The following is a 1,701-nucleotide window of genomic DNA, read 5'->3' as shown; positions in this document are numbered from 1 at the left end:
GGCCGGCCGGGGTAAAGTTGCTGCGAACGGTGCGCCAGATCGGGGGGGGGGAAGGCGGCAACACCGTTTTTGCTGCGACGACTGCAACTTCAAACAACAACTAGACATCTCACGACGTTTGCTTTCGGAGGCTGTGGCGGCTCCGATCGCTTGGCCGCGGTTCGCAGCGTAATGATTGTGAGGGGGCTGCGAATGACTTCAATGTAGAGCGCGCTGGCGTCGGCCGTTCGCATGAAAACAGCTGCTTGCAACGGGGATTTGAGCCGTTTCAATTGGCCTTGATACGGCTCGTCAGAATACGGATTTGGTCTGATATTCAGCGCGGGGCGCACAAGGCGCGCGAATCCGGTCCGTGGGCGCGAAAGGCTTGCAGGCAATTGACCGAGCAAGGCCCGTGGCTGGGGCTATCTCTGCCGATTCAATGCCAAGTGAAACGGGCGGTGCAGCCTGCCTGGCCGCACCGCCCGTTACGGGGATTGAAGGAGTATCAGCGGATCAGGCTGAGGAATTCGGCCCGCGTGGATGGGTTGTCGTGAAACTCGCCCAGCATCACCGAGGTCACCATGGACGAATTCTGCTTTTCCACGCCGCGCATCATCATGCACATGTGCTGGGCTTCGATCACCACGGCCACGCCTGCCGCGCCGGTCACGCTTTGCACGGCTTCGGCCACCTGGCGGCTGAGGTTTTCCTGGATTTGCAGGCGGCGCGCATACATTTCCACAATGCGTGCCACCTTGGACAGGCCCAGCACCTTGCCGGCCGGCAGGTAGGCCACGTGCGCCTTGCCGATGAAGGGCAGCATGTGGTGTTCGCACAGCGAATACAGTTCGATGTTCTTCACCAGGACAATTTCGCGCGTGTCGGACGTGAACAGCGCGCCGTTGACGATTTCGTCCAGGTTCTGCGTGTAGCCACGGCACAGATGGCGCATGGCCTTGGCCGCGCGGGCGGGCGTATCGGCCAAGCCTTCGCGGGACGGGTCTTCCCCTAGCGCTTCGAGAATGGCGGTGTAATGCTTTTCCAATGACATGGGGGGACTCCTGGGGCAACGCGTTCGTCGTGGCGTCGTGTCGTGCCGCGTCGGCGACGCGGAATTGCAGGCAAGTCTACCGCAGGGCGGGATTGCCATCATTGGCCGACCGCGACTTACACGCCACGGTTCTCGACAGCGTACTTGATCAGCGGGTCGAGGGTGTCGCACTTTGCCTGTCTTGCGAGGGGCGATCTGTGGTTCGTTGGGGGGGGGCGGTTGATGGGTTACGTGCGTTCGGCACTTGTTTGCGCGGGTCGAGGGTGCCGCACTTCACCCATCCTACGAAGGCGGTCTGTGGGCCGTCGGGTGGATGCTGCTGATGGGTTGCGTGCGTTGGGCACCTGTTTGCGCGGGTCGACATTGCCGCACTTCACCCATCCTACGAAGGGCGATCTGTGGCCCGGCGGGGGGATGCTGCTGATGGGTTACGTGCGGCCGGCACCTGTTTTCGCGGGCCGACGTTGCCGCACTTCACCCATCCTACGAAGGACGATCTGTGACGCATCGCGTGGATGCGGTTGATGGGTTACGTGCGGCGGGCACCTGTTTGCGCGGGTCGACGGTGCCGCACTTCACCCATCCTACGAAGGCGATCTGTGGCCGGTCGGGTGGATGCGGTTGATGGGTTGCGTGCGGCGGGCCTCTGTTTGCGCGGGTCGAGGGTG

Annotated in this window: 1 protein-coding gene; it reads right to left on the bottom strand. The window is 62.6% G+C overall.

Annotated elements, in window-relative coordinates:
* Positions 1–487: 487 nt before the first annotated feature.
* A complete protein-coding gene (folE, locus tag ACE04A_RS05000) occupies positions 488–1,033 on the bottom strand; it encodes a GTP cyclohydrolase I FolE (protein WP_259248189.1) in 546 nt (181 codons plus the stop codon).
* Positions 1,034–1,701 lie beyond the last annotated feature (668 nt).

Source organism: Achromobacter colocynthidis, from assembly GCF_057334535.1.
This window is presented reverse-complemented; position numbering and strand designations above follow the sequence as displayed.

Coding starts and splice junctions, on each gene's coding strand:
- folE (WP_259248189.1), bottom strand. CDS start 1,033: ATGTCATTGGAAAAGCATTACACCGCCATTCTCGAAGCGCTAGGGGAA.